Below are 20688 nucleotides of genomic sequence, written 5' to 3'. Positions count from 1 at the left end.
ACGCGCGCTTGTCGGCGTCCGGACGGTGCGAGATCCGTAGGGCGATGAACTCGTTGTTGTCCGCCTTGCCCGGGGTGCGGCCGGACGAGAACGGGAAGTTTCGCTTCGGCTGGACTGGCCAGTCCCACCCGAAAAGAGGGCCCGTTGTCGGGCGTATGCGTCAGTTCAACCGTGCCGGTATGGCCTTGGGTTGGCAGCCTGGTCGGTGAACTGGTGGCGCCTGCTCCACGGGATGCGCCGGCGGCACCTGCGCCGTGCCGATCAGGCGACCGCCTGGCAAGGAGCTCACCATCGGGCAGAGGTCGCTGAACGGGGCGCACTCCCGGCTCAGGTACCCCGTCGAACGCGGTATGGGCACCCTCATTCGCCGGCGCATCTTCCGCCATGCCCGCTGCCACCCCAACCGCCTCACGTCAGTGGCCAATGCCGTCCGCACCCTGGAGAGGCAACGCTGAAAAAGCTCAGTGGGTGTCACGCCGCCCGAGCTCGGCGACGTCCGTGGCGAGCAACGGCAATTCGTGAACGTCTGATCGCACGCGCGCAGGATGCGGTGCCGCTCTTCGGAAGGTTCAAGGAGCCCTCCGGCCTTCCGAAGCCGTGTATGTAGGTCGGGGGCCGGCTGGCCACCGGCATCGCGCTGAACGTGATGCCCAACCGCGCAGACGAACATCCTTGAGTACCTGGCGGGCTGTGAGCCGACCCGATGTGGCGTTGTTGCCCGCGCCGGGCCAGGTCGCCGCACCGGTCAGGTACAGACCGGGGACCGCCGTGCGGTAGCCGCTGTGTCCAGACATAGGCCGAAAGAAGAAGTTCTGGGAAAGGTGGTGGCTGCCGGCGACACTGTCACCGCCGACAAGGTTCGGATTGGCCGATTCAAGGTCTTGGGGGGTGTATGCGGTGGCGCGGACAATCCGTGACCGGCTGCCGGGCGCGTAGTGCTCCAACTTGGTCAATATCCGGTCGGTCATCGGCTCGACCGCTTCAGGCCAACCGGTGTGCTGGATGGTCCCTGCCGCATCTCCGCGGATAACTGAGGGCACCGTACGGATCTGGATCCACACAACGTGGCGGCCTGCCGGGGCCCGAGTCGGGTCGACCGCGGAAGTTTGTCCCACGATGAGCAGCGGCTCCACGGGCAGGAGCCCGGCCTGGGACTCGGTATAGGTGCGTGCCAGATCATCGACGTACGGTGCCACGTGCACGTACCCGAAGCCGGCAAGCTCGCTTCCCGCCGCCCAAGGCAATGGCCCGTCAAGTGCGAGGTGCAGCATCATGGTGCCGGGGCCGTACAGGTATCCGCGTGATTTTCGGCGCACCTGTGCAGGCACCTGATCGGGTTCCAGCAGTCGCTGATACAGGGCTGGTGGCCCGACGTTCGCAATCACGGCGCGACGCGCTGTCAGCGTGTTGCCGTCGGCGCAGCGCACACCGACAGCCCGGCCATTTGAGCACAGGACGCGGTCCACTTCCGTACCGGTGTGGACCTCACCGCCGTGCTCCGCCAGTACCGCAGCAAGCGCTTGAGGCAGTCGCTGCGCGCCCCCTTCGACGACGGACATGCCATTCTCCATGTCGGCGAACATTTCCAGGAGCGGGAACATCGCGCCGCCGGCCACGTCCGGGCCGAAGTCCAGGTGCATGCCCCAGCAGGCAGCCATGGCGCGCGCCTCCCGGGTGGTGAACCAGGTCGTGCCCATCTCTCTGGTACTCATCAACAGCGTGTGCGTGAGTTCCCTCGCACCCCGCAGGCCATGGTGACGCAGTAGGTTCAGAAACTGCCGGACTGCCGCGCTCGATGGCACGGCGCATCCGTAAAGGCCGAACAGATGCGGCGCGAATTGTTTGTACTGCTGATAGAGGCCGGCGAAGCCTTCGGCATCCCCGGAGTTGTGTTTCGCCAACTGCCCAATGGTGCGCTCGTAGTCGGAATAGACACGCACGCTCAACCCGTCCGGGAAGACGTTGGCATACGGGTGGTCGGTGGTGTGGAACCTCAGCCCATGGCGTGACAGGTCGGAACCGAAATCGGCGTACGTCTGGGATCCGATGAAGAGGTTTTGGTTGGTGGAGTACAGGTCGTGCATGAACCCCGGCAATGTGACCTCACCGCTCGCGATGGCACCACCCACCGTGGCGTTACGCTCCAGTACCGCCACCGACCACCCCGCCCGAGCCAGGTACAAGGCCGCCACCAGCCCGTTATGGCCGCCGCCGATCACGACCGCATCGTATGAGCCTGCTGCAGTCATCTCTTGGGTCCCCTGCCGCTCGGCCTCATGCTGAGGAGGACACCGAACCGGCCAGTGCCCGAATCCGCGACACGAACACCGTCATCCGCGGTCGAGACGCTGTGACGCAGAAATGCCGCCCGTTCCCGGAAGGGATGAGGCATCTCGGCACCGACGTCGAGGGCCGCCCGAGGGCTGAAAGCAGCCAGGATTTCCGCCTCGGTCCAGCCCATCTCTGCGGACGCCCTGGCGACCAGGATTTTTACCTCTTTCCTGGAGCTCATGGGCATGTTTCCCGATCGGTTGCGTTGCTACTTCCGACTCCCGAATAACCCTGTTCCCATGCTCCTCCCGTCTCGACGGAACGCAACACCCGAAGGTCGGCTGATGCTGCCGACCCAGGTCAGAGTGCTGACCGATCGGCCGCCCGCGCTGAAACGGCAGCGACGCCAAGCTTCTGCCCGTGTTCGATAGGCCGGCGCACAGACCGTTCCGTACGGCGTTGAACACGACGCCGGGGGAGGGCGGGATGCTGCTGGACCCACTGCGTGAGGACAGCATGGACACCGCAGAACTGCCCTAGGACTATCAGGCGATCATGCAGGTGGTAGCCGGTGCGGCGGAGCCGGCCAAGGCCGGGGGTGTCAGCGTCCGGCTGGACATGGGGACACTGCCAGCCCAGGTCGAGGCGGTGCACGCGAAGCTGAAGCAGCTCGCCGGGCGGGGCCGGCTGCACCACACCCCGGCCGGCGCCGCTGTGCGAGTCGGCCGGCCTGGGTAACCGTGGCCGGACCTCGGAGCAACTGCCCTCCTCGCCGCACGCTCCGATCGCCTGGACCGCGCGCTGAGGAGAGTCGCCCGGGGCGGCGGCGAGGTCGTGCTGGTCGACCGCACCCTCATCAAACGCCCTCTGAGCACCGGAAAGCGTTGAGGGCCCGGATCAACGGGCGGTCACACGGCGACGCCGGAGTCCTCGCGCGGTCCTGCCGGGGCGGCTTCGGGGGCCCGGCCGGCCGGCGGCACGGTGGGGTGGGCGTCCGACTCACCGGCGGGGTCGTCGGTCGCCGCGCGGCGACGCGCCACAAAGGCGATCGCGATGAGTGCGAGTGCGACGGTCCCGGAGAGCGCGGGCCAGTACACGTAACGGTAGTTCGACTCGGGCGCCGTGGGCAGGTAGGCGAGGATGTACAGGAGGGAACTGGCCCCGAGGAGCCGGAGTTCCCGGGAGTAAGGGCCGGTCCACCGGCGACGCAGCACAAGCACCAGGGAGACGGCCAGCCAGAACCAGCCCTGGAAGAGCATCGGCAGGTCGCGGGCGAATCCGGTCACATAGTTCTGCAGAGCGGACCTCAGCGTGTCGTTCAGCGGCTCCTTCTGCACCGCAGGGTGTAGTCGGGCGCCGGCATTGACATGGGTGCCGTTCCAGAAGACCTGGTTGCTCTGGAAGAGCAGCTTGGTGAAGACCCGGACCCGGTACTCGGCGTAGCCCTTCCAATGCTGCGGCATCTGCTGCGTCCACATCCGGACGACAACGTCAGCGTGCTGATTCAGGTACGTCACGTCGAATGGCCGGCGGCGCGGGTAGCACTGCAGGTACGCATCGGAGGTGATGTGCTGCTCCTGGCAGCTGACGGCGGTGGTGACCAAGCGGTCACGCAAGTCCGCGCTCGCGCCGGCCTGTTCGGCGGCGGTGCGCACCTGGGCCGGGGTGAGCACGTGGACGAGATCGTCCACCGGGATCACCGCGTACACGCTGGTGGCCAACGGGGCAGTGGCCGCGGACACACCGGCGCTGCCGGTGATCACGACCGCGACGAAGACACCGGTGGCAGCCAGCCAGCGGCGTCGGCCCGGGGTGGGCCACGCCGCGAGGACCAGTAGGGCGAAGACCGGGATCACGGCGGGGATACCGTTCTTCCGTACGAGGGCGGCGTATGCGAGGAACAGCACACCCAGCACCATCAGGGCCCAGCGGGCCTTGGCCCGGCCCTGTGGCAGGTCACGTACGGTGAGCGCGATCGCGAAGACTGCGAGGAGCGCGTACGCCATGTGCACGTCCTTCCACACCACTCCCGTGAAGTTCATGATGTGCGGCGCGAATCCGACGGCCAGCACCGCGAGGGAGAGCCCGCGGCTGCCGGTCTTCTTCCACCCCAGCCGGGCGAGGACCCACAGCGTCCCCCACAACAAGGCGGCCTGCAGGGCGGCCATGGTCGAGAAGTCCCCCGTGATCTGGATGATGACCCGCCACGCAAGCGCCATCACCGGCGGATGCCAGTCGTTCACCGGCTCGTCCCCCAGCGCCTGCCACAGCTGGGTGTTGCTGTCCGCGCTGAGGTACCCGGGATGAAAGACGGTGGCCACGGCGTAGCCGCAGGCCGCCGCGATGGCCGCCAGGCACCACGGCCACAGCGTGCCGGTCCTCCAGGCTCTGCGGAGTGTGGTGGTCCACCGGTCGACGATTCCGGACATGTGGGCGGGATCCTCCCAGCCGATGATGACGGGTCGTGTTGTCGCTCAACTGCGAGCTGAGAGCAAACAGTTCGCTGGCAGCATGGCGGAAATCTATGCGTATCGGATCTTAAAGAACAAACCGGAATGATTATTCACCTGCATGGCGAGCTCGCCATGCGGCATCACAAGATCGCCGGTAGAGGCGGGAATCGTGATCACCCACACTCGGCTCGGGTAACCCCCACCTGCTCGTCACCCGGCTCACCCGGACCCACCGCGGACCCGTCGGCGCCCTCATGTCCGCGACGGCCTCGCCCCTGTCGACATCCTGCTCCGCATCCTGCGCTCCACCCGCCTACACCCTCGCAGACGAACCCGACACCAAGGTCCTCACCGCCTCACTGGGATGTCCTACGCGGGAATCGCCCACTACCGACCCAACCCGAATCCCAGCAAGTCGATGTGACGCGCCATGAGATGGAATCAACCCATTGGACGGGGGAGCAGAGGTCGTGCCGCTCGGGTGAGGACAGGGCCGGGCCGGCGCACCTATGCTCGCGGCATGGCATGCCGAATCAGCGAACTCGTCATCGACGCAGAAGACCCTGGCCGACTGGCCGCATTTTGGTGCGATGTCCTCGGCTACGTCGAGCTGGCACGAGAAGGTGACGGCAGCATCCAAATCGGTCCGCCCGGCGTCGGATTCGGCGGAGCACAGCCAACTCTCGTCCTCAACGCGGGCCGCAACCCCCGGTTCGGGAAGCTTCCGCTGCACATCGATGTCAACGCCACCGACCGCGACCAGGACGCAGAGCTGGCCAGGTTGCTCGCACGGGGCGCCGTACCTGTCGACGTCGGCCAGACCGGAGAAGAGAGCTGGCATGTCCTGGCCGACCCCGAGGGCAACGAGTTCTGTCTCTTGCGTACGCAGCTGAAGTCCATCTGACGTCCCGCCACATCGAACAAGGTGCAGCGGACGGGCCACTCCCGCGGGCGGGGTGAGGTTGCCGGCTCGCTGATGACGACGACGCCGGACTTGCTGCGCTGCCGATGGCCGGGGAGGGGATCAGCCAGTGAACCGGTTGAAGCCCTCAGGGCCGACCGTGCCTTGCACGAATCTCCGAAGGTGCGTGCGTACAGCGTCGGGCTGCTCCAGCCAGGGTTCGTGTCCGGCGCCCTCGACCCGCGTCAGCGGAACATCGAGCCTGAGCGCGAGAGATTCAAGTGCCGACATCGGGCGGGGATCGGCGTCTCCGCCGAGAAACTCCACGTGCGTCGGCAGGCACGCGCGTAGTTCGTCAAGGTGCTCATCGAGCGGGTCTGACTGTCCTTCCTTGCCCAGCTCACTGTTCATGGCCCAGTTGATGGGGCGGCGTTGCCGGGCACCCTGCGCGGCCCAGTGCCAGCCGCGTTCGGGATCGGCGTGGTCAGTGAACCACGACAGCGTGAGCAGCTCGACTTCCTGGTCCTCCGTGCGGTGCGGCAACTGCTGCAACGCGCGGAGGCGCTCCTGTTGCGCCGCGGACATGCGCCGATCGCGTTCTGCTCGGTCGCCCGTGCGCCAGTCGCCGACGAACGGCCCGCACATCAGGAGGATTGCAGCCACCCGGTCGGGGTGGGCAAGGCAGAACCGGCCGGCCAGGGTGGTGCCGTAGGAGTGTCCGATCAGAACGGCCTTACCAGCACCCCACACGTCGAGCAGTTCGGCGAGATCATCCACATGCCGGGAGAGGGTATGGCGGCCGTGCCATTGGGATGCGCCCGTGCCGCGCTGGTCGTAGCGGTACACGGGCGCGAGGTCCGCGATCATGGGGGCGACGTCGCTCAGGTAGTCCGGCAGTCCTGGGCCGCCATGGAGCATGACCACGAGTGGCTTTCGAGTCGTGTCACCCAGCGCCATCCAGCGGATCTGTGCCTCGTCGGTCATCGAAGCGATGCCCTGTGTCTCCATCGACGTCACCGCGGAGAAGTTACAGATATCCATAAGGCTCCGCCAGACGTCAAATGCCAAGCCGGCCCAGAGTGGACAACCCCCTCTACCTGCCCAGCCACCTCACCCCACAGACCTGGACACCGCCTCAGAAGGGAAGCCCCGTCGTGATCGCAGCAGGTCCCGGCCGGGTGATCGGCGTCTGGGGCCGCCGTTGTCCTGGGCCGCGCCCTGCTGAGCCCGCGCCGTCGGGACGTCACCGGTCCCTCCTGGCGGTGGCTGGCTCGTGCGTCGTACCTCCAGCTCCGCGCCCGGCAGAGCGCCGCGCGTCCGACCGGTTGGAGCAAGTGAGCCAAGGGATCGTGAGGCTCCCACTGCCCCGTCTCCTGGCGTAGGGCGAGTTTCTGATGGTGCTCATGACGCGCCGACAGCGCTCACAGATGCGTTGGCGCTGTCTCGAGGCGAAGGCCGATTCGGCTGAGCCGTGTCAGTGCCGTACAGTTCACCGTACCGACGCGGGGTGGAGCAGCTCGGTAGCTCGCTGGGCTCATAACCCAGAGGTCGCAGGTTCAAATCCTGTCCCCGCTACTCAAACGTGAAGGCCCGGTGGATACCGGGCCTTCACTGTGTCTGGCCCTGCCATGATCCTTCAACTCACCGGCCGTGACCGCCTGTCCGTCACCGCACCGCTCAGTGCAGCGCACTGTACGCGGGGAAGAAGCCGACGACGCCGACATCACCGCATCGGCATGCTGGGAGTGTCCCAGCATCGCCCGTCTGCGCGCACCCGGGTATTAGCGACGCCTGACCGGCGCGTTCGGCAGCGGCTGGTGCAGCTCGCCATAGCTGAACCCTGGTCTCACGGTGCGAGCGCCAGCTCGTGCCAAGCTGCGCCCGCCCGGCCTTGATGCGTTGACAGACCCAGGCCCCGTGGCCAAGTACGGCCCTCAAGCCGGCCAACTACGGTGCTCAGCCGCACCACTTGTGACTGAGGCACTCGAGCAGCTCAGTCGGCACTTTGAGTGCCACCGCCGGCGTGCAGGACACTCCCGGTACGCCGCTGATCCGTGGCGGGAATGCTGACCCGTCCTGGCTTGCTGCTCAGGGCCTACTTATGCTGCGGCTATGGGTCTGGATCTCACGCTGTTCATGGCGGACTGGGAGCAGTTGAGCGCCATCCCCGACGAGAATCGGGCCCAAGCACTGGACGACACGACCTGGCCACCTGAGCTCGACGACGAGTACCAGCGGTACGGACTGGCCGGCGGCTGGCTGTGGCCCCCGGATCGGTGGTCTGCATGGTGCGCCGAGTACGACTTCACCACCACCGGCGCCTACAGCCCGCATACCAGGGTGGGCGATGCATGGGCCGACATACGACTCCTCGTCGACGCATCCGTGCGCGAGGCGATGGACACCTTCCTCGTCGGTCTGATCTGGGATGCGGATCCGGCCGACGTTCCTGCGCTGGCCGGCGGCGGGGGGTTCTTCCCGCCGGCCACCGACCACGGGTCCCTGCGCGTCCTTCTGGTATGCCCGCCTGAGGCAGTACCCGGCAAGGCCCGTGCCTGGAGGCGAGTGGAGTCCCACCTCGAGGAGTTGCGCGAGCCGTTCACCGCCGAGTGCGAGGGCTGGGCAGGCCGCCCAGGCACCTTCGAGGAATTCACCGCGCTTCTGCGCGAATGGGGCGACGTGACCACGGAGGCCGCCCGCCGCGGCTGGGGGCTGGTGGGTCTGCCCTAGCCGGACAGGTGCGGAAGGCCGTCGACTCAGAGCCGCCGGGGCGGCCAAGATGCCGGCCCCTGGGGGCTTGCCCACGGCGCTTCCGTGAGCGCGCGCTGAGTGACGGCTCAGGTACGTTCCGTGTGGACGTCGGGCGTCTTCGCGGAACCGCCGGGGCTGACGCGGTGACACGGCCGGTGGACCGAGCGCCTGCGCTCGACACCGGCCGTGGTCGGTCCTGCGCTCGCAGGCCGGGCCGGACCGGCGCCCGGATGGCACAGGACTTCGGAGTGACCCGACAGTCGCGCAAGGCCGCAGGCTCAGTGCTCGGGGACGGTGTTTACGTAGTGGGTGCCGCTTTCGTAGAGGTCGTTCACAGCCTTTTGCACATCCGGCAGGGACTGGGCCTTGTCGGCGTTGTAGTAGAACCAGTTGACCCGCATGTCCCAGGCGCGCGGTCCCGTGAAGGGGAGGTCCACGAACCAGGTGTTGAAGTTGATGGACATGTTCTGGCGTGGGAAGTACCTGCCGCCGCTGCTGAACAGCTTGTGGCCGTCCACCGAGTAGGTGGCCACGCCGTGCGCGGCCGTGATCACCATGGTGTGCCAGCCCTGAAGGCTGGAGACCAGTTTGTGTGTGACCCGGTCTCCGGTGTCGGCGCTGTACCAGCTCGTGGTGTCGAGTTTGGGACCTGGCGCACCCCAGCCCCCGTTCGGCATGTACTCGTTGTCGAGTTCGCTGTAGCGAGAGTTGTTGGGCGAGATCGTGTAGAAGGACTCGTTGACGTGGTCGCCGTTGCGACCACTCGTGGGCTTGTCGTTGAAGTAGATCCGGGCGGCGTAGGTCCCCGTCAGGAAGTTGGTGCCGCTGCTCTGCACCTCGGCCTGCTTGGTGCTCGCCTTTGTCCCGTCGGTGCTGGCCCGCAGTTGCAGGACCTGGCCGCCCGCAGCGGTCTTCTCGGCCGGGAAACTCACGCCTGCGGCCGACCACGTGTCGTGGATGCCCGGACCGCCCGGGCTGGTACGGACCAGCCAGCCGTGCGCGTGGAGCGCGGGATCGTCGGCGTCGCTGTAGTGGAAGTCGTCGAACACGATCCCGCGCGGGTGGGCAGGCCTCGGGCGGGGGACGGATGAGCCCCGTGCGGACGCAGCAGCGTGGCCCGCGGAGCCGGTAGGGCCTGTGGAGCCGGCAGGGCCGGTGGGCTCGTCCCCCCAGACATGCGCACCGCGCAGGTATGCGGTCACCGTCCTCGACGCCTGAAAGGTGGTGTCAGCGGCATTGAACGAACGGTCGTCCAGCTGGTCCAGCTTCCGGCCGTCGGGGCGGTACAGCTGCAGTCCGATGGCTCCGCTCTTGGCGCCGGGTGCCAGGCTGCCGGCGCCCGTCGTGAAGCTGATCTGGAGGTAGCGGTCGGCGGTGGTGGTGGGATCGGCCGGCGCGACGGTCTCCCCGGCGATGTTCGAGCAGCCGACAGTGGCCTTGACGCAGTTGAAGGCGTACGAGGAAGCCCCGTCTCCGGTGAAGTAGTAGCGAATCGCCACGTCTGACAGGCGCACCCTCTTCTTGGAGGTGTTGACAACTTCCAGCCATGGCTGGGCTACCGCGGCCGTGGCAGGGCTCCCGGCCTTGTACCGGACGGTGAGCTGCGGGGGCGCCTGATGCGCGGCACGCCACTCGGGATAGAGCGCGAGGCCACCGGCGGTCACGGCGATCACCAGGAGCAACGTCTTGAACACGGTCCACGCACGACGTCGAGGCCCGCGGTCATCAGGACGGACAGGGCGGACGGTAGGGAGGGCAGTGCCCACAGAAGCTCCCAGTGCAGGTGGAGGGGCGGTACCGGGACCGGCGTGGGTGACGGTGGCGGAGGCCGACGCCGTCCTCCCTGAGCGCATCCCACAGAACGCTCAGGAAGGGTGGCGGCGGCAGTCTCCGTCGCACCGCCGTAGCGGATCGGCGACTATGCGTGTTCCCGCATGTGCCGACCTCCGGACGGCCCCGACGCCAACCGAGCGGCGCCTACTGGACGGCCTGCGTCTGGGGGCTGGGAAGATCGAAGGCTGGCAGTGCGACCCCGCCGTCCGGGCTGTATGCGGGTCCGCTCCGTAGGTTCGCGGTGCCGTCCCAAGCCTGGTGGGGGATCGCGAGGGCCGGGGCCGGAGCACCGCCGCGGCTCTCGGGAGCTGCGGCGTCCGTGCCGACCTCGATCTTGGCGCGGGTGCCCCATTTGGTGTGGCGCAGGGTCGCCAGGGACCACAGGCGCAGCGGCAGCAGCAGCGCGATGTTGAGCAGCGCGTACAGCGGGGCGGCTAGGAACGTCAGCACCCGGTCGACGATCCCGACCATGGCGGCGCCGCGCAGGTAGTGGATGGAACGCACCCACGACATGACACACATGTAGCCGACGTAGCTGGCGAGCAGGGCCCAACCGGTCGGATGCAGCGCGATGGCCACGAGGGCGGTGAGCATGCCCGCGGTGAAGGCAACCCAGGTGACGAGCTCAATCAGATTGAGCCACCAGTACATACGGCTCAGCCGGAACTTGGCGAAGAGCAGGAACCCTTCACGGATGAAGGACTTGCCCCAGCGGATCTGCTGGCGGATGTAGTGCCCGAGACGTTCCGGGACGTCGGTGTAGCCGACAGCACACGGCTGGATGAGGGACTTGCCCTCGGTGAGGCAGTAGTACGTGAGACGCCGGTCGTCACCGAAGGTCGCGGGGCGCCCGAGGAACCGCTGGTCGAGGAAGTCGTCGAGATTCTTGCGTATGACCCACCCCCGATACATTGCGAGAGAGCCACAGGCACACAGGACGGAACCGAGACGCGAGTAGGCGACCCGTTCGCCCAGGAAAGCATTGACGTACCGCATGTCGATAAGGCGCGTGAGGAGGTTGGTGCCGCGGTTGTGGGCGAGGACCAACCCGGTGACGCAGTGGACACGGCGCTCCCCGAAGGGTTCGGCGAGTTCGGCGACGGCGTGCTCGTCGAGCACCGTGTCGGAGTCGATACACAGATACGCGTCCGCGAGCGGGTCCTCCCGGAAGCCTGCGGCGAGTCCGTGGCGCTTGCCGCGGTTGTCGGGGAACCGGATGAAGCCGAGACGGATTCCGGCCCGGTCGAACTGCGGGCGCATCTCCCCGATGAGGGCAGCGGCGGACTGGTCGGCGGAGCAGTCGTCGATGACCGTCAATGACTGAGGCAGCAGCGTCTGCGCGAGGATCGATTCCAGGCAGCGCCTCAGCATCGCGGGGGATTCGTTGTACACCGTGACGACCCCGTGAATTTTGAGCCGATGGTTCGTTTTCCTGAATGTGAGCCCGGGACTGCGGCGCCGGCGGATGGACAGGAGCAACTTGATACCAAGGAGTGAGCCGACGGCCACCCCGTACCAGTGCAATTGGCGCCAGGACGAGTAGATCTCGTCCCAAGCGTGTATGAGGGTATGCATGACGAGTGAGGACTCCCTGACATCGTCCGATTTGCTCGTACCCGGATAAGTATTGAACTCATGTGTGCCAAATGGGGACATTTTGTCTGAGACATGCGACACACGATGCCTCCGTGGCGCCCGCGAGCAGGCTTGAGCCCGCCGCATTCCCGGGCGCGGGGCGGTTATTCGCGCCTCCTTGGATCGGGATTTCGTTGTGAATGTATAAGGACTGCTTAAGGCCTGTCGCCTTGAGCTCCGCGAGCTTGCGTCCCCTGTATCCGAGGGCGGAGTTCCGCGTTCGCCGATGTGCGATCGTCTGGTTTGAGCCTCGACGTCGATCGCGACAGTCGTGGGAACTCGCGTGCACCTTGCCTGGTGTGGCCTCGCCCAGGCGCAGCGGCACCGTCGTTGGCGGTGGCCACCTACAGCGGGCCCGGCCGCCCTCGACGATTGCCGGGGTGCGGGACAGTGCGCTGCTCGCGTCCCAGATGCCGGACAAGGTGGAGCTGACCTGGCCGCGGGTGTCGTGCTGCGTCAGATTGTCGAGGCGGCCGCCGGGCGGGGACTGGGTGTCACGGGTGCGCAGCAGGGAGTCGTAGATGGTGCAGCAGGTGGTGTAAGCCCGAGGCTGCCGGTCTCAGGCTGCTGGTGGATACCAGGGCACGGTTTCCTGGGACGGGGTGGTAGCCATAGGTGTAGTTCGGTGCGGCGCCGAGGATACGCAGCCGGTTGGGCAGTCAGACCTGAGTGCCGCGTCCGAGGCTGTCATATGGTCCCGGTGATCTTCGTGACAGGGCCGGTGATTTCGGTGGCTAATCGGAAGTCACGCCAGGACGTAGCCGGCGGGGCTTCATTTTTCTGACGCTATCGACATTCCTTGTGGGAGATATCCCACGTCAACACTTCATGTGATCGAACGGCTACCCACACCGCATGGAACCTTGGAAGGGCGCCCGAGACCTCACCTGTGGAATGGCGATTCCCCGAAGACGAGGCCGACCCACCAGCAACGCTCTCTACGAGCGAATCGGGTACGTCCTGGATACCGACATCACCGAGTACAACTTCTCCTACGACGCACCAGAAGCCGGTTGGGAACACGACCGACACAAAACTTCCCTGCCGTCAGGAAGTCTCTCCGTCGACACCGCGCTACCTGTTACAGCAGGGAGGGAGAAAAACACCAACTCACGCGCACATGCCTTGGTTCAGAGAAGTGACGAGCCCGAACGAGATCGCCGCCCTCCAGATTGTCGACGGCATGCATACACCCCAGGGCCCCCGTGGGGCGGTCGGGTGGTGGTCCAGCCGCGGCCGGGAGAGACATCCGGGCCACCACCCGTACACCGATCCTCACTCCGGACCGGGACCCTCGCACCTGGGCCGGCCGGATGGTCCGCCGTCACCCAGGCCACTCCGGGGCAGGAGCGCCCCGATAGCCCGCTCCGCCAACAATCCCTCCGGTCACTGCCACAATGCAGGGGTTCCAATAGCCCTTCTGGGGTACGCGGCGTCTACGGCTCGTTCGGTGAAGTGGAGGCGTCATGGCGGAGAAGGCGGAGGGGCAGCAGTTTTGTAAGGCGTGCGGCACGCCGGCGAAGGAGGGGGAGCTGTGTGAGCACTGTGGGCAGGTGCTGGAGCTGCCGGATCGGCGTGCGCTGGTTGAGGACGAGGGGGCCGCTATGCGGCGTGTCTTTGAAGGCCGGGACGGCTAAGAGCTGTCCCGCAACCTCTGGCGGGCACATGACGACAGCTATAGCGCCTCGCTGCGTTGTCGGAACGCCCGAATGCGCCCGGTATGAAGGCGCTCCTCCGCCTTGCGAGGCACTGCATCTGACGCCGCGCGCTGATCCACCAGGGATCACGGGACAGCCCTTGGGCGGCACAAGTGACAACAAGGCGTGAGTGCTGACTGGCTGTCACTCCATGGAGTGACAGCAACCGCTCATCAAGCCGGATGCGCCCCGCATGGCAGGGGCGTCCGTGTAAGGAGTTCCTGTGACCACCTATGTCATCACTGTTCCCGGTACCTTCGTCCACGGCGTCACCGATGCCTCACGCGCCGATATGGAACGCAGGCTGCGCCCACAGGATCCGAAGAACACCGATCTGGGGGAGAGTGAGGAGCTGAACCTTCTGACGGTCGGTGAGGGCAGTACGTTTTCCGTCAGGCTCGAAGTCGAGGCCGACAGTCAGGCCGGAGCCGAGGCGGAAGCAGTACGTCTGGTTTCCAGCGCGCTGAGGGATGGCGGCTTCACACAGGACGATGCCCCGCTGGGCCCGGCCGCCGTGACCGGCATCGACCGCGAATTCTGACCACAGGCGTGACGCGTGCGGGTTCGGTGGACCCGGAGCCGCCGGTCGATGTCAGCGAGAGGTCAGGGGTTGTACGCGCTCAGGGCGTCGTTCGCCTGACGTACTTCGCCGACGACAGCGGACGCCGGGCATGCGAAGCTCTGCGGCGTCTGACTGAATTGCCCTGGCGCAGGTGCTTCCGCCAGGACACTTTGGCCGGCTGAGCGAAGGCGTCCCGCCGTCTTTGAGCCATGCTGTTGATGCCTCGCCGACCGCCTGGCCGCTCTGTTCGGTTCTCGCCCTGTCCTGTGCTGCCGCGTTGAAGTGCGGGCGACAGCGCACGGCACCGGCCGGCGGGTCCAGGGGCTGGAGGCTCATCTGCGAGGCCGTCGTCGGATGCGTCCTGGACCGGCTGCAGTATCTCGCACGTACTTGCCCGAGGGGCCGACAGCACTGCCGTCCCGGGACTCTTCAGTCCGGATGGGCGACTGTATCTGTCGCATGCACTGCGAGTTGACTGCCCCAGGTCACCAGGAGGGCGAGGGCAGTCCTACGGAGTGCGGCCGGTGCTCGTCGGGGGCGTTCGCCTGGTCGTTGCTTGGAACTTGGCTGGATATTGGCGGGAAGAGGCTGGGTTTCCCGGCAACGCCGGTGCGTGCACTGCGTTGATCCGCTCGGAGCGTGACTTGATACGAACTGGTATGCGGAGGGGGTTGATCCTTTTGATGTCGGACCCGATAGGCTCCCCTGCGGCGCTGCGAGTTGACACGAACGTACTCGGTCGCCTCGTGCTGTGTTTTTGACGTATACGGCGCTTGCACACCCCCTTGTTCGGTCGTTTGCTTCGAAGGATGCAGATGGAACTTGCCTCTCCGCCCCCGGCGGCGCGTGCACCGGTTGGCCAGTACAGCTGGTGGCTGATGCCGATCGCTTTAGGAGCCGGGACCGTCGCCGCGGTGGTCGCGGGTCCTGACCAGGTCCAGATACCCGCGACGTTCGCCGGCGCCGCAGCCACCGCGGCCAGTGCTGTCTGTGTGCGGCTCCTCGTCCGTGCCCGGGACCAACTGCGGCGTACAGACGGGCACTTCCGCACCTCGCAGGCCGAGCTCTCCCGGCAGTGGGAGCAGCATGTGGCGGCCCTGGAGAGGAATTTCGCGGCTGAGCGCTCTGGCCTGAATGCGGAACTGGCCGAGCAGACCAGGGGTTTCGAGGCTCGGCTCGCCGAGCAGTCGCAGGCCCACGAGAACGGCGTTGCTACGCAGGCCCGGGTCTGGGAGGAGCAACTCGTCCTTCAGCAGGCCGTCGTGGGCAGGCTCGGGGATTCGTATCTGCCCGATGCGCTGAGGCGGTTGCGGGACGGCGAGGCCATCGACGACATTTTGCTGGAGGTCGGCCGGGAGGCGGATGCCGGACCGGAGTTGCGCGCCGAGTTGCGCAAGGTCCTGCGGACTGCGCTGATCGGTGTGGAGGAGGAGTTCGACCGTTCCACGTCGGCCGAGCAGGCTGTGATCAGTATCGGCAGCCGGATCCATGTGCTGACCAGCAAGCTGCGCGGACGGCTGCACGAGATGCAGGGCGAGCACGGACGGCTGCCCGCGGTGGCCCAGGGGCTCATGGAGTTGGACCAGGAGATCGGCCCGGCCGACTGTCTCGCGGCCAGTATCGGTGTGCTGGGCGGTTCGGACCGGCCAGGACGGCAGTGGCAGGAGCCGCAGCGACTGCTGAGCGTGGTTCGTGGCGGCATCGGCCGGATCAAGGACTTCGACCGTGTCCAGGTCCGTCACCTGCCCGAACTCGGCGTCGACGGGGGTCTGGTGGACCACCTCACGCTGATTTTCGCCCACCTCCTGGACAATGCGGCGCGTTACTCGCCGCCCACCGAGGCCGTGGTCGTCTCCGGCAAGGAGGTCCCCAACGGCGTCGGCATCGAGATCCAGGATGCGGGCAAGGGCCTGAGCGAGGAGAAGAAGCGCGAGGCGGAACAGTCCCTCGCGGGTACTTCGAAGGGGCCGGGCCTCGGTGGTATCTCGGAGGACGCGAACCTGGGCCTGCGTGTGGTGGGCGCCCTGGCACGCCGTTACGGCATCCGGGTCACCTTCGCGGACTCGCCGTGGCTCGGCACATCGGTGGTCGTGGTCGTACCGCACAAGTTTTTCAGTCAGTTGCCCGCTGCCGTCACCGAGCAGGCACCGACTGCGGTGGCCGCGCCGGCCCCCGAGCCGGTCCGGACCGGGTCTGTGGAGACTGCTGAAGCGCTGGACACCACTCCCGGTGGTCTGCCCAGGCGCCGCAGCATCCGGAACGATATTGCGGTACCGCAGTCCGGTGCCGCCGACCGCAAGGAGAGTGTGGCCGCCGTGCCGCCCGACGCGTCCTTCACCGGCCTGGCCGCCTTTGCCACGGCCGGACGGGCAAGCGGCCCGCCGCGCGACATGACCACGGATCGCGACCCGGCCCCGGACGGCGAGACGACTGCCGTACGCGAGTTCAACGAGCACCGCACTGAAGAGAGCGACTAGTCCCATGACGCAACAGGGAACCGATGTGAGCTGGGCGCTCCGCGATCTGACGGAGAGCATCAAGGAGATCCGCTTCGCCCTCGTGGCATCGAGCGACGGCAAGGCGATCACTTCCTACGGTGCCGAGGACCCCGACGACGTGGACCGGTTCGCCGCCGTGGTTGCGGGCCTGCAGGCGCTGGCCCAGCCGGTGGCCAAGCAGTTCCCCAAGTACGCGGGGCAGCTGCGCCTCGCGATGATCGAGGTCGACGGGGGCCACTTGTTCGTGGTGCGGGCCGGTGTGGAGACATACCTGGGAGTGCTTGCCAGGGAAGGACTCGACCAGGGTCTTCTCGGTCACCAGATGAGGGATCTGGCGCGCAGGATGGGCGAGCTCCTCGGCACCACTCCGCGCCTGGACGAGCACTCTGGATGAGTGCTCCCCGCCGTCCCACGGACCCGTCCGGTCTTGAGCGCTACTACGTCCTTACCGGTGGCCGCAGCGGACCGGGCGGTTCTGCGGCGAGTCTCGACGTGGCGACCCTCATCGTCGCTTGCGCCGCTGCCGTTCCGGGCATGCAGCATGAGCACGAGGAGATCGTCCGGCGCTGCCGCGATCCGCTGTCGGTGGCCGAACTGGGCGCCCATCTCGGATTGCCCTTCAACATTCTCGCGGTGCTCCTGGCCGATCTGCTGGACGCAGGCCGCGTCGAAGCCCGTAATCCCATCCCGGCGTCAGGCGCCGGCCGCGGGCCCGACCTCGCGCTGCTTGAGGAGGTACTCAGTGGACTTCAAAGGCTTTGACCATCCCGACCGAAAGTTGGGCGGCGGCACCCGCTCGGTGAAGGTGATGATCGCCGGTGGCTTCGGCACCGGAAAGACCACCATGGTGGGATCGGTCAGCGACATCAAGCCGCTGACGACCGAGGAGACGCTGACCCAGGCCAGTGCCGGTGTCGACAACCTGATCGGCGTGGCGGACAAGACGGAAACCACCGTCAGTCTGGACTTCGGCAAGATCGGCATCAACGACGAACTGGTGCTCTATCTGTTCGGGACGCCGGGCCAGGAGCGGTTCTGGTTCCTGTGGAACGGTCTGTTCAAGGGCGCTCTCGGAGCGGTGGTGCTGGTGGACACCCGCCGCCTGGCGTCCAGCTTCAGGGCCATCGAGGAGATGGAGCGGCAGGACGTCCCTTTCGTCATCGCGCTGAACGTCTTCCCGGATTCCAAGGAGCACCCGATCGAGGAGATCCGCGACGCCCTGGACATCTCCCCGCACACCCCGATCGTGGCCTGCGACGCCCGGGACCGGGCATCCAGCCGCGACGTCCTCGTCGCGCTGATACGCCACCTCCAGGAACGCTCTGCCGCCGCCGCTCTGGAGCCCCGATGAACGACCAGCTCACAAACGGCCCCTCCGCCCCCCGCGGCTGCCCCGTCGCGCACGGCGGAGCGGACGACCTCACCCGGCTGTACGGACCGGACGCGGCACTCGACCCGCACAGCATCTACGGACGGCTGCGCAAGGAGCACGGGGCTGTGGCGCCGGTACTCCTCGAGGGCGACATCCCGGCCTGGCTGGTCCTCGGCTACCGCGAGAACCGGCGGGTGCTCGACAACCCCCGCCAGTTCAGCCGGGATTCGCGCATCTGGCGGGACTGGAAGGAAGGACGCGTCGAGGCCACCTCGCCGCTCATCCAGATGCTGGGCTGGCGCCCCGACTGCGTGTCCCAGGACGGCGAGCCGCACCGCAGGCTGCGCGGAGCGGTCACCGACAATCTGCAGAGCATCGCAGGCCGCGGCATCCGCCGCCATGTCACGCACTTCGCCAACAAGCAGATCGACGCGTTCGCCGACGAGGGCAGCGCCGACCTGGTGGGCGACTACGCCGAGTACCTGCCGATGCTCGTACTGACCAGGCTGTTCGGGCTCCCGGCGGCCGAGGGACACAACCTCGCCGTCTCCTGCGCCCAGGTCATCAAGGGCGGCGAAGGAGCCCTCGCCCACAACGACCGCATCATGGAGATCCTCGGGGAACTCGCCGACCGCAAGCGCTCCGAGCCGGGCTCCGACTTCACCACCGGGCTGCTCGGACACAAAGCCGGCCTCGACGGCGAGGAGATCCTCAGCCATCTGCGCCTGGTGCTGATCACCGCGCACACCACCACCAGCAACCTGCTGGCCCGGGTGCTGCAGCTGATCCTCACCGACACCTCCCGGCTCGCGGGCCTGGTGAGCGGACAGCTCAACATCACCACGGTCGTCGAAGAGGTGATGTGGAACACCCCGCCGCTCGCCGTCCTCCCGGGGCGCTTCGCCACCGCTGACCTCGAACTCGCCGGTCACCACATCAAGGAGGGCGACCTGCTGGTGCTCGGGCTCACCGCCGGCAACCTCGATCCGGAGATCCGTCCCGACACCGGGGTCTCCATCCAGGGCAACCAGTCGCACCTCGCGTTCAGCGGCGGCGCGCACGAGTGTCCGGGCCAGAACATCGGCCAGGCCATCATCGAGACGGCCGTCGACGTCCTGGTGCACCGGCTGCCGGGACTGCGCCTCGCCGTGCCGGCCGACGACCTCACCTCGACCGCTTCCACCTGGGAGGCGCGCCTGGACAGTCTCCCGGTCGAGTTCGTGGCACAGACCACCGCGGTCTGACCAGCACAGACCACCGGTATGTGATCCACCTCCGTACCACCGGTATGTGATCCACCTCTGCCCGGCCGGACGTATCCGGCCGGGCAGAGCCTTACGTCACACCGCGAGCAGATCGTCCAGCGAACCCTTGCCCGCCAACTCGGCGGTGGCGGCCGGGCCCTCCTTCGCCGCGGCATACCGGCCCGAGGTCAACGCCCACTCGTAGTTGCCGTTGATCCAGTGCTGGATGGCTTCCACCCCCATCCACACCTGGACCCGCTGATCGGTGTCGAGACCAAGCTCCTCGCACATCTTCGGCACGCGTGCCTCAAGTTCGAGGTACTCCTCGAGGCAGTCGGTGGTCATCCGGTACGCCTCCGCGGCGGCGTCCTCCCAGCTGCAGCTGCGCTCCCGGTGGAGCACGGCTATGAGGTTGTGGCCATCCCCTCGGCGCTTCTCGCGCTCGAAGGAGTGGATGTCATTCATGAACCCGATGGTGTCCGCGGCCAGATCCCGCATCCTGACCATCAGTTCGTGCGCCTGCACCTGTGGCGGCACCTCGAAGCCACGGCTGCGCTCGCCCGCGTCGATGCTGTGGTGGATGCCCACCGTCCGCCGGCGGAACTCCGCGTAGTCCTCCAGGCCAAGTGTTCCTGCAAGGCCCCGGGCCGCCAGGTCCACCTCCTCTGTGTGCGCGACGAGGAACCGCCCCCAGGAGGCAGCAAATCGCGTCCGCCACGTCAGGGACATGCCATCCGAGAGATGGGCCCAGACCTCGGCCCAGGCCACCGTGATCGGGCACACCACGCGAGGGGCGGTCCCGGCGGGGCGCAGCGGGGTGGCGATCAACTCCCGTGCGACCTCGGCGATTCGGTCCGCACGGTCCGGACTCCCGGAGTCGAACTGATCATCGAACAGGAACGCCAGAGAGAACCAGTTCATCAGTACAACCATGTCGTCGGCCGAGGCGTAGGGGTAGGTTCGCGCCGCTGCCTGGGGCAGATCCCAGGACTGATACTCCTCGAACCCGGCCTGGCTGCGCACCAGGCCCATCTCCCACACCCAGCGCAAGTGGCGCTCCCGGGCGTACTGGAGATGCTCGCTCACGGGAGTCTTGAAGGGGAGGTCGAATGTGACGTCCTGCGGCATTGCCGTCCTCTCTTGAGACGATTCACAGGCCCCCGCCCCTGCGAAAGGGCGATCTGAATTGACGCCCACTGACTCGAACTGCACCTTTTGAGCCGGAAGTTGATGGCTCAAGTACGCTTCGAGACTGCCCAGAGCCTAAACGATCTATGCCGTGATCTCCGTAACGCGTGATGCAGGTGTGACTTCGCGCGGGACGCAACTCAGCACACCCCGCCGCAGCTGAAGCAAGGCCGCCGGGACCGGTGCCGTCAGCCCGGGATACCTCGTGGACGCGCTCGCCGGCGGCATCTGCCGGACCACCGTCGAACTGTCGGTGTGAACGCCCCGAACTCCGCAACAGCCG

The 20688-nt window shown here is 67.1% G+C and carries 15 protein-coding genes and 1 tRNA gene; 10 read left to right on the top strand and 6 right to left on the bottom strand.

All coding sequences use genetic code 11. From position 1 onward, the window contains the following. Nucleotides 1–569: 569 nt before the first annotated feature. Nucleotides 570–2219, bottom strand: a complete 1650-nt coding sequence (locus tag ACIA8E_RS29035; RefSeq protein WP_399302288.1) for a phytoene desaturase family protein — start codon at nucleotides 2217–2219, stop codon at nucleotides 570–572. Nucleotides 2220–2826: 607 nt separating this feature from the next. Here ACIA8E_RS29035 and ACIA8E_RS29030 point away from each other — a divergent pair. After that, nucleotides 2827–3009: a hypothetical protein gene (locus tag ACIA8E_RS29030; RefSeq protein WP_399302286.1), complete on the top strand. Its 183-nt coding sequence runs from the start codon at nucleotides 2827–2829 to the stop codon at nucleotides 3007–3009. Between the two features lie 170 nt (nucleotides 3010–3179). Here the strand turns inward: ACIA8E_RS29030 and ACIA8E_RS29025 are convergent, their stop codons facing one another. Then, entirely contained in the window at nucleotides 3180–4700 is a 1521-nt protein-coding gene (locus tag ACIA8E_RS29025) for a hypothetical protein (protein ID WP_399302284.1), read from the bottom strand. A 544-nt stretch (nucleotides 4701–5244) separates the two neighbouring features. Between ACIA8E_RS29025 and ACIA8E_RS29020 the strand changes: the two genes are divergently transcribed. Beyond that, nucleotides 5245–5628, top strand: a complete 384-nt coding sequence (locus tag ACIA8E_RS29020) for a VOC family protein (RefSeq protein ID WP_399302282.1) — start codon at nucleotides 5245–5247, stop codon at nucleotides 5626–5628. 120 nt (nucleotides 5629–5748) lie between these two features. On the opposite strand, the gene ACIA8E_RS29015 is transcribed toward ACIA8E_RS29020, so the two are convergent. Then, entirely contained in the window at nucleotides 5749–6633 is an 885-nt protein-coding gene (locus tag ACIA8E_RS29015; protein WP_399302410.1) for an alpha/beta fold hydrolase, read from the bottom strand. Between the two features lie 493 nt (nucleotides 6634–7126). Here ACIA8E_RS29015 and ACIA8E_RS29010 point away from each other — a divergent pair. Both ACIA8E_RS29010 and ACIA8E_RS29005 read left to right on the top strand, forming a co-directional pair. After that, nucleotides 7127–7200 (top strand) — tRNA-Met (locus tag ACIA8E_RS29010). A 537-nt stretch (nucleotides 7201–7737) separates the two neighbouring features. Continuing rightward, nucleotides 7738–8355, top strand: coding sequence for a hypothetical protein (locus ACIA8E_RS29005; RefSeq protein WP_399302280.1), 618 nt, complete (start codon nucleotides 7738–7740; stop codon nucleotides 8353–8355). Between the two features lie 299 nt (nucleotides 8356–8654). Here ACIA8E_RS29005 and ACIA8E_RS29000 read toward each other — a convergent pair whose 3' ends face one another. After that, on the bottom strand, nucleotides 8655–10049 hold the full coding sequence (locus ACIA8E_RS29000; RefSeq protein WP_399302278.1) for a cellulose binding domain-containing protein: 1395 nt from the start codon (nucleotides 10047–10049) through the stop codon (nucleotides 8655–8657). A gap of 304 nt (nucleotides 10050–10353) precedes the next feature. Next, complete coding sequence (locus tag ACIA8E_RS28995) at nucleotides 10354–11784, bottom strand: glycosyltransferase (protein ID WP_399302276.1); 1431 nt, start codon at nucleotides 11782–11784, stop codon at nucleotides 10354–10356. Nucleotides 11785–13764: 1980 nt separating this feature from the next. Between ACIA8E_RS28995 and ACIA8E_RS28990 the strand changes: the two genes are divergently transcribed. From ACIA8E_RS28990 to ACIA8E_RS28965, 6 genes are all read left to right on the top strand, one after another. Continuing rightward, a complete protein-coding gene (locus ACIA8E_RS28990; protein WP_399302274.1) occupies nucleotides 13765–14082 on the top strand; it encodes a hypothetical protein in 318 nt (105 codons plus the stop codon). Between the two features lie 836 nt (nucleotides 14083–14918). Continuing rightward, nucleotides 14919–16580: an ATP-binding protein gene (locus ACIA8E_RS28985; RefSeq protein WP_399302272.1), complete on the top strand. Its 1662-nt coding sequence runs from the start codon at nucleotides 14919–14921 to the stop codon at nucleotides 16578–16580. 4 nt (nucleotides 16581–16584) lie between these two features. Next, nucleotides 16585–16995, top strand: coding sequence for a roadblock/LC7 domain-containing protein (locus ACIA8E_RS28980; protein ID WP_030976251.1), 411 nt, complete (start codon nucleotides 16585–16587; stop codon nucleotides 16993–16995). Beyond that, entirely contained in the window at nucleotides 16992–17363 is a 372-nt protein-coding gene (locus tag ACIA8E_RS28975; protein ID WP_399302271.1) for a DUF742 domain-containing protein, read from the top strand. The genes ACIA8E_RS28980 and ACIA8E_RS28975 overlap by 4 nt, the downstream gene beginning before the upstream one ends. Then, entirely contained in the window at nucleotides 17344–17952 is a 609-nt protein-coding gene (locus tag ACIA8E_RS28970) for an ATP/GTP-binding protein (protein ID WP_319740458.1), read from the top strand. Before ACIA8E_RS28975 ends, ACIA8E_RS28970 begins: the two co-directional genes overlap by 20 nt. Continuing rightward, on the top strand, nucleotides 17949–19217 hold the full coding sequence (locus tag ACIA8E_RS28965; protein WP_399302268.1) for a cytochrome P450: 1269 nt from the start codon (nucleotides 17949–17951) through the stop codon (nucleotides 19215–19217). The genes ACIA8E_RS28970 and ACIA8E_RS28965 overlap by 4 nt, the downstream gene beginning before the upstream one ends. A 96-nt stretch (nucleotides 19218–19313) precedes the next feature. Here ACIA8E_RS28965 and ACIA8E_RS28960 read toward each other — a convergent pair whose 3' ends face one another. Beyond that, complete coding sequence (locus tag ACIA8E_RS28960; protein ID WP_399302266.1) at nucleotides 19314–20345, bottom strand: 7-epi-alpha-eudesmol synthase; 1032 nt, start codon at nucleotides 20343–20345, stop codon at nucleotides 19314–19316. Nucleotides 20346–20688: the final 343 nt, after the last annotated feature.

Origin of the sequence: Streptomyces sp. NPDC051664 (genome assembly GCF_044453545.1) — a bacterium.
GTDB lineage: Bacteria > Actinomycetota > Actinomycetes > Streptomycetales > Streptomycetaceae > Streptomyces.
Note: the sequence above shows the minus strand (reverse complement) of the source record. Positions and strands in the feature narration are given on the sequence as shown.

Excerpts from the sequence above, each read along its gene's own strand:
- ACIA8E_RS29030 (WP_399302286.1), top strand. The coding sequence starts at position 2,827 with ATGCAGGTGGTAGCCGGTGCGGCGGAGCCGGCCAAGGCCGGGGGTGTC.
- ACIA8E_RS29025 (WP_399302284.1), bottom strand. The coding sequence starts at position 4,700 with ATGTCCGGAATCGTCGACCGGTGGACCACCACACTCCGCAGAGCCTGG.
- ACIA8E_RS29020 (WP_399302282.1), top strand. The coding sequence starts at position 5,245 with ATGGCATGCCGAATCAGCGAACTCGTCATCGACGCAGAAGACCCTGGC.
- ACIA8E_RS29015 (WP_399302410.1), bottom strand. The coding sequence starts at position 6,633 with ATGGAGACACAGGGCATCGCTTCGATGACCGACGAGGCACAGATCCGC.
- ACIA8E_RS29005 (WP_399302280.1), top strand. The coding sequence starts at position 7,738 with ATGGGTCTGGATCTCACGCTGTTCATGGCGGACTGGGAGCAGTTGAGC.
- ACIA8E_RS28995 (WP_399302276.1), bottom strand. The coding sequence starts at position 11,784 with ATGCATACCCTCATACACGCTTGGGACGAGATCTACTCGTCCTGGCGC.
- ACIA8E_RS28985 (WP_399302272.1), top strand. The coding sequence starts at position 14,919 with ATGGAACTTGCCTCTCCGCCCCCGGCGGCGCGTGCACCGGTTGGCCAG.
- ACIA8E_RS28980 (WP_030976251.1), top strand. The coding sequence starts at position 16,585 with ATGACGCAACAGGGAACCGATGTGAGCTGGGCGCTCCGCGATCTGACG.
- ACIA8E_RS28975 (WP_399302271.1), top strand. The coding sequence starts at position 16,992 with ATGAGTGCTCCCCGCCGTCCCACGGACCCGTCCGGTCTTGAGCGCTAC.
- ACIA8E_RS28965 (WP_399302268.1), top strand. The coding sequence starts at position 17,949 with ATGAACGACCAGCTCACAAACGGCCCCTCCGCCCCCCGCGGCTGCCCC.
- ACIA8E_RS28960 (WP_399302266.1), bottom strand. The coding sequence starts at position 20,345 with ATGCCGCAGGACGTCACATTCGACCTCCCCTTCAAGACTCCCGTGAGC.